8 protein-coding genes and 4 pseudogenes are annotated in these 6,111 nt (G+C 45.5%); 2 read left to right on the forward strand and 10 right to left on the reverse strand.

Annotated features, from left to right (window positions below):
* The 5 genes from ACJHWK_RS15425 to relB form a co-directional block, all read right to left on the reverse strand.
* Positions 1–279 (reverse strand): hypothetical protein, encoded by a 279-nt coding sequence (locus ACJHWK_RS15425; protein WP_012304870.1) that lies wholly within the window; start codon positions 277–279, stop codon positions 1–3.
* A 66-nt stretch (positions 280–345) separates the two neighbouring features.
* Positions 346–597: a protein Rem gene (gene rem / locus ACJHWK_RS15430; protein WP_000980994.1), complete on the reverse strand. Its 252-nt coding sequence runs from the start codon at positions 595–597 to the stop codon at positions 346–348.
* A gap of 216 nt (positions 598–813) precedes the next feature.
* The gene (gene hokD, locus ACJHWK_RS15435; RefSeq protein WP_000813254.1) at positions 814–969 is read right to left on the reverse strand and encodes a type I toxin-antitoxin system toxin HokD; all 156 of its coding nucleotides are present in this window, start codon (positions 967–969) and stop codon (positions 814–816) included.
* 71 nt (positions 970–1,040) lie between these two features.
* Complete coding sequence (gene relE / locus ACJHWK_RS15440; protein WP_000323025.1) at positions 1,041–1,328, reverse strand: type II toxin-antitoxin system mRNA interferase RelE; 288 nt, start codon at positions 1,326–1,328, stop codon at positions 1,041–1,043.
* Positions 1,328–1,567 carry a type II toxin-antitoxin system antitoxin RelB gene (relB, locus tag ACJHWK_RS15445; RefSeq protein ID WP_000534858.1) on the reverse strand — a complete coding sequence of 80 codons (240 nt, stop codon included), beginning with the start codon at positions 1,565–1,567 and terminating at the stop codon, positions 1,328–1,330. The genes relE and relB overlap by 1 nt, the downstream gene beginning before the upstream one ends.
* Positions 1,568–1,591: 24 nt before the next feature.
* Between relB and ydfV the strand changes: the two genes are divergently transcribed.
* Both ydfV and ACJHWK_RS15455 read left to right on the forward strand, forming a co-directional pair.
* Positions 1,592–1,897 carry a protein YdfV gene (ydfV, locus tag ACJHWK_RS15450; protein WP_001326990.1) on the forward strand — a complete coding sequence of 102 codons (306 nt, stop codon included), beginning with the start codon at positions 1,592–1,594 and terminating at the stop codon, positions 1,895–1,897.
* A gap of 202 nt (positions 1,898–2,099) precedes the next feature.
* Positions 2,100–2,432 carry a FlxA-like family protein gene (locus ACJHWK_RS15455; RefSeq protein WP_001301033.1) on the forward strand — a complete coding sequence of 111 codons (333 nt, stop codon included), beginning with the start codon at positions 2,100–2,102 and terminating at the stop codon, positions 2,430–2,432.
* A 436-nt stretch (positions 2,433–2,868) separates the two neighbouring features.
* Here ACJHWK_RS15455 and ACJHWK_RS15460 read toward each other — a convergent pair whose 3' ends face one another.
* The 5 genes and pseudogenes from ACJHWK_RS15460 to ACJHWK_RS15480 all read right to left on the reverse strand — a co-directional run.
* Complete coding sequence (locus ACJHWK_RS15460) at positions 2,869–3,018, reverse strand: protein YdfW (RefSeq protein WP_011443592.1); 150 nt, start codon at positions 3,016–3,018, stop codon at positions 2,869–2,871.
* 120 nt (positions 3,019–3,138) lie between these two features.
* A pseudogene (locus ACJHWK_RS15465) lies at positions 3,139–4,182 on the reverse strand (ISNCY family transposase); the annotation flags it as partial.
* 633 nt (positions 4,183–4,815) lie between these two features.
* A pseudogene (locus ACJHWK_RS15470) lies at positions 4,816–5,237 on the reverse strand (hypothetical protein).
* Between the two features lie 165 nt (positions 5,238–5,402).
* Positions 5,403–5,585: pseudogene (locus ACJHWK_RS15475) on the reverse strand (hypothetical protein).
* 129 nt (positions 5,586–5,714) lie between these two features.
* Positions 5,715–5,997: pseudogene (locus ACJHWK_RS15480) on the reverse strand (SAM-dependent methyltransferase); the annotation flags it as partial.
* Positions 5,998–6,111 lie beyond the last annotated feature (114 nt).

Consider the following 6,111-nt stretch of genomic DNA (forward strand, 5'->3'; position numbering starts at 1 on the left):
TTACCTCCAGATCCGTTGCTGGAAAGTGCGGGACGCACGTGGTGGGCGTTCGGAATAAGGCAGCCTGACAGAGATTATCCAGTGCCGATAGTCGAGACTGAGAGCTTTCTTAACCTCGAACCCGCGCCTGCGGTAAGAATGAATCAGCCATTCGGCCTGTTCTGCAGTGCATGGAGGGTGCTGGAACCATTCAGACTTGAATGCGTGAGAATACCGCCCGTGCGTGCAGGCAAGAACGGGCGAATTATCAGAATTGTAATATTTTGCGTTGCGTGCCATCGGTTTTCTCCGGTGGCACGGTGTTACTCAGCGGGAGTTCAGCCCCGCGCAAGATTGTAGATGAGTTTATTCTCCTGAAAAAGCAGAAAAGCCAGCTTTTATTCCGATCTCTTTCAATGCCTGTAATGAAGTGACAAACTCACCTTCGCGCAAGATAAATCCGTCCGTGACCCGAGCATCCACAAAATTAATTAACGCAGCCCCATTCTTTCGCAAACACATAATGCGGTAATGACTAACAAGATTTCCATTTTCAACGCACACAGCATAGAGGCCATCTTCACAAAAAATTTTACGCAGTTCTTCGATGTTCATCATCAGAATCCTTCCGGATAATTAGCTCTCCCCTTTAAGGGACCATCCCTCTTATCCCTGCGCGCTACTTAAGTATTTTTGATTCTATTCCGGCACCGTCCAGAACTTCAAACGCGTTGAAAATAAAAACAAAAACCCGCCGAAGCGGGTTAAGTGCGGGTGCGTTGAGGATGCCTGCCACATCAGAGGTGGCGAGGGATTTCTCCCCCGCCGGGTCTCTTACTCCTCAGGTTCGTAAGCTGTGAAGACAGCGACCTCCGTCTGGCCGGTTCGGATTCGTACCTCGCAGAGGTCTTTCCTCGTTACCAGTGCCGTCACTATGACGGTTAAACAGATGACGATCAGGGCGATTAACATCGCCTTTTGCTGCTTCATAGCCTGCTTCTCCTGTCAACGCAAAGCAGAAGTGTCACCTTCGGTGCGAAACAGAGATGTCATGCTTTGGTTCAGAGAATGCGTTTGACCGCCTCGCTATATACTTCCGAGCGTTCTCTTTTCCCAACAGAAATCACGAAAACGACAACTTTCTCGTCTATAACCTGGTATACAAGGCGATAGCCTGAAGACCGGAGCTTAATCTTGTAACAATCAGGCATACCACGGAGCTTGTTTGCTTCAATCCGGGGTGACTCAAGTACTTCAACCAGCTTCTTTTTCAACTGTTCACGTACCGTCGAGCCCAGCTTTCGCCATTCCTTTAGTGCCCGCTCGTCAAAATCCAGAAAATACGCCATCAGAGTTCATCCAGCGTCACACGTACTGGCTTAGGATTACGAAGCCGTTCTTTCACTATCTCCACAAGTTCAGCATCTTCATCACTCAGGAGTGTCTGTTTGAACGGCAAGCGTTCATTGTCAGCGATATACTCGAGCATGAGACGAAGCGCTTCAGAAGGAGTTACACCCATTTTTTCAAGCGCGGCGTAAGAACGCGCTTTAAGTTCATCGTCAATACGCAGGTTAATGCTACCCATGTCTTACACCTCTTGTAATTACAAATGTCATTACAAGTATCGCACTACAACATGCTTAGGGCAAGTCACGAAGGAAGTCAGAAAGTAGTCGTAAGAACGGTGATCACTGTCCGCTTTGTGCCAGGAGCAGCCATTGCTAAGTCCATCCTGTATTGTGCAGGTCAGCTCGTTTTTAAAGAGTCCGGCCATCATCTTACTGGTACAGACACCATATACTTTGTGACGGTCAGGCTACATATGCACAACTCAACTTATTCATCTATTTTTTGCTTTAGCATGTCAGTGTTGCTTTCTCGTCGGCGGGTGAGCGGTGACCTGACCTGTCGATAAAGGAACGTAACACGTTTTATGCAACACCCGCATGCGGCAGAAAATTATTGCCGAACGTTTACCCCTGTCAACAAGCTTTACTTTCTGAGGCGCGCCAGCCCGCGAGGAAAACAATCTGAACATCAAACAATTAATGACACAAGAAATACGATTAAAGATTTTTTTGTGCATGCCGATAGTGCTTTTTTAAAAGGAGAAATCTATGTCTGTCACAATTCAGGGAAATACCTCAACCGTTATTTCAAACAACTCCGCCCCGGAAGGAACATCAGAAATAGCCAAAATCACAAGACAAATTCAGGTGCTGACTGAAAAGCTTGGGAAAATCTCATCGGAAGAGGGGATGACGACACAGCAGAAAAAAGAAATGGCTGCATTGGTACAGAAGCAAATTGAAAGCCTCTGGGCTCAACTGGAGCAGTTGTTAAGGCAGCAGGCAGAGAAAAAGAATGAAGACGCGACAGTTCAGCCTGATAAAAAAGAAGAGAAAAAAGACGATACAAATACCGCTGGCACCATTGATATTTACGTCTAAGTGACAGCCGTATTGTGGCCCTCATCGGGCCACTTTTCGCCATCAGCCTTTTCTTTAAAGACATATTATCTTTGTATCATTTCTGATAGTTAACATTACAAGATATAAGTAATGGACGCACTCCCAATTAGTCTATTTAAATCGCCACGAGTTTAACTGACAACCCATGATCAATTATGAATTGCAACTATTTCTGTAGTCACTTTTGTGGGGACAGTCCACAAAACTGCCAACTTCCGCTTCTTGCTCTTAGCGGACATTAGCATAGGCTATTTACCATAACGCCTCATTACGCGCACCGCCCAGACTGACTCAGCGCGTTTCTGGCATATCCCCGGTAAAACAAGTAACAAACCACCCGAAAATGAACACCAGAAACGCGACTTAAGAATCTACCCTATGAATGGATATGCACTCAACCGAATCGATCTTGGTTTCAATCTTTTTTATCGGGATCAGGCTTCTTTTTAGGTAACTTCGGGGGCTTAACTTGCTGATGACTTTGCGTTCGGCGCGTAAGCCAGGGATGGTCAGCTTTAGGTTTAACATAGTATTTTGAGCGTAAATCAATACGGGCATTATCCACTCGTTCATGGACACTCTTTTCATCATCCAGTGGTATAGGCTCCGGGCCATCAACATACTTTTCCCAACCCAGCGCTTTCCCGTCATACAGAACGTTAATTTCACCGTCAAAGTTCTCGCATACAGTAACAACCGAATGCCTAAGTCGATATCCCCGGCCCTCACTGCGTACCTGAAACGCACTGCTTTTGTACTGGAAAGTGAGATTTTTAGACAGAACGCGCTTCGCCTGTAGGCTGAAGATATAACCCAGTTCCTCTTCAGAATGGTGCACATCAAGATGAGCATTATCAGTAGTACGAGGCGACGTAGCGAACCGGTTGTTATAGGCTTCAATAAAGGTCGGCAACCATGCATTTGCTGTTTCAATATCACTGATATTCTGAAGCCGCATTTCTTTGACCAGCCTGTCCTGTAGTGTCTGATTGGCGCGCTCTACCCGCCCTTTTGCCTGCGGGCTGTTGGCATGGATTGGCTCGATGCCCAGTGTCTTTATCGCACGAGTGAACTGGGTCAGCTCACCTTCCCGCTCTGGGTTATTTACCCTGAATATACTGTGTCTATCAGAGTAGAGAGCGAGCGGTACGCCATGATCATTAAGGTAACCCCGGAGGGTTTCCATGTAAGCCCGGGTTGTTTCAGCAGGCACAAAACGCAACGCCATCAACGCACTGGTGGCATCATCAATGAAAACGATCAGTGTACATCTGGGGCCTCGATTTTCAAACCAGTCATGAGGTGAGCCATCAATCTGGATCAGTTCACCGTAAGATGGTCGTCGCATGCGGCGTTGATATATACGGGCAATTTTACGACGGCGTTCACGCCATAACCCCTCTTCTATCATCCACTTTCTGAGAGTTTCAACGGATAAAGATAAACCGTGTATCTCGCGCAATTTTTCGCACGCAAACGTAGGTCCAAAATCAGCGTAACGGCCTTTGAGGAGTGAAATTACTGTTGCTCTGAATTCAGTAGAAAAGGAATTATTAGGACGCTTTCCACGTCGGTGGGAAACCAGACCAGAAGGCCCTTCATTTCTATACCGTTGCACCAGACGTTTAACCTGCCGAATAGAAATGCCAATGCGTGCCGCAGCTTGTTCCTGAATAATCTGAAGTCGGTGGAGTTCCTTATGACTCATCGTAACAGTCTCTTTGATCATGAAAAATCCCCCAGAGAATTGTCTGGGGACATTTTAGAATGGTTCAAAGGGGACATTACAGCTTGGTGTTAACAATAGCCTGCTTCTCCGTGCCTTTCGGCACGTAAGAGGCTAACCTACATGTGTCTAGCATGAAATTGGCCTCAGATTAATGTTAAGCGTCTTGCAGGACGCGTAATGTTAACTGGGGCTTTTCTCTATCTGCCGTTGGTGTCCATGCCCGAGGCAGATAGCCTCAAGCACCCGCAGTCATTCTACTTAACTAAGATTTCCCCGCAAACCGTTTTGTCCAGCACAGTAAATATCCAACTAAACCAATGGAGTTCGCTGTATTTACCGCCAGTATTCAATGCACATGACCGCCATGAACACCCCTAAAAAAAGGGCATTTATATATCCAAATATTAATATCAAAACATCAACTTTTTCCATATACCTTGCTGTGAAGATGATGGGCATACATGATGCGAACAACCAGAACGCAACAAACAAAAACTGCAATGCGTTTTTCATTATTCCTCCTACAATCAATGTGCAATTACATTTAAACACACCTCAATTTGGCCGGACATATAAATATCTAAACCAGAAAAAATCACTTACATAGCGTTACAAACTCTTTAGTCTAAAGGTTCATCGTAAAACATTCCCCATACTTATCAGTCCGTTCCGCGCCAGGTAGCTCATTGCCTTATCTGGCAACCTGTAATCAGGTTTCCGCTTTTTCAGTTGGCTGGTCGTTTAACCGACATAGTTAATCCATTAATCTAGTTGCCGGATGTTGGTGGATTTTCGCGTTTTAGTTGTTCATAAAAGTGCACAGCTTTAACCAGTTCTTCTGATGTAACTGGGACTGGTGAGGCAGTGAATAAGGCCTGAATTTGATAGTTCGGCCTGTCGTTACAATCCTCTTTTTTCGGTACATATTTCCAGTCACCAGACCACTACTTCCCCTGAAAGTCCGTAACGCCTTTTTTCACGTAGCGATATCGCCATGCCACTGGTTTTGCTTGCCCCGCCGTTTCATGCCCTTCCTGATAATTAATCTCGCTCATTCATCGCCCCACTCATCACAATATGCTTCGACCGGAGTTTTTCCCGCTTCATAGTCATCACGCTAGGATTCGACATCAGCAGCACTTCCACCGCGTAACTCACCATAGTCCATTAATAGTTCATCCCGCTCTTCAAAACTGATGTTATATTTAGCTGAACAAAAATCAGCCACTTTGTTCTTCCTCATCGTCTTTTATTTCGTGGTATGAGTAATTGCAGTAGTTAAAGAAAATTTCTTATGCTCCGTCATGAATTTCCTCAGGTGTTGCGTCATCGTCCACTTCGAATACATCCTCAAAATCTCCACCAGCTATTCCCGTTTCAATAATAATTTTGAACTTTCGCATTTCACTACCGCCCTTTCGGGCGGCCTCCTGATGTTCTGAGGGTGCAGAAATCCATCCGGTTAAGGATTAAATTTTATTTACAGAACTGAATTTAATTATTCAGATATACGTATCTGTAGCCTTACGAATCTACTCACTGGATGCCTCTTTCATAAAAATAATCCAGTGGGTTTTATCGTTTTTTCCCTGTTCGTTGACAGATAACAGGTTTTCTGTCTGTCAGTGCCAGAATCTGGCTTACCGGTATTTGCGTTTCATTCCATTAAAAAATCAGAACGCCGTGCGGCCTCAACACCCGAAAGGCTTCTTTAAATCTCTGTCGCGAATCATCACGCCAGGCATCTTTATTCAGCCGTCCATATTTCTTTCCCATCCAGGCGTTATCACCAACACTCTCAAGATGCGGAGGGTCTAAGGAAGGTGCGAACAAGTCCCTGATATGAGATCATGTTTGTCATCTGGAGCCATGGAACAGGGTTCATCATGAGTCATCAACTTACCTTCGCCGACAGTGAATTCAGCAGTA

Source organism: Escherichia sp. WS547 (assembly GCF_046486065.1).
Lineage (GTDB): Bacteria > Pseudomonadota > Gammaproteobacteria > Enterobacterales > Enterobacteriaceae > Escherichia > Escherichia coli.

Coding starts and splice junctions, on each gene's coding strand:
- ACJHWK_RS15425 (WP_012304870.1), bottom strand. CDS start 279: ATGGCACGCAACGCAAAATATTACAATTCTGATAATTCGCCCGTTCTT.
- rem (WP_000980994.1), bottom strand. CDS start 597: ATGATGAACATCGAAGAACTGCGTAAAATTTTTTGTGAAGATGGCCTC.
- hokD (WP_000813254.1), bottom strand. CDS start 969: ATGAAGCAGCAAAAGGCGATGTTAATCGCCCTGATCGTCATCTGTTTA.
- relE (WP_000323025.1), bottom strand. CDS start 1,328: ATGGCGTATTTTCTGGATTTTGACGAGCGGGCACTAAAGGAATGGCGA.
- relB (WP_000534858.1), bottom strand. CDS start 1,567: ATGGGTAGCATTAACCTGCGTATTGACGATGAACTTAAAGCGCGTTCT.
- ydfV (WP_001326990.1), top strand. CDS start 1,592: ATGTCATTACAAGTATCGCACTACAACATGCTTAGGGCAAGTCACGAA.
- ACJHWK_RS15455 (WP_001301033.1), top strand. CDS start 2,100: ATGTCTGTCACAATTCAGGGAAATACCTCAACCGTTATTTCAAACAAC.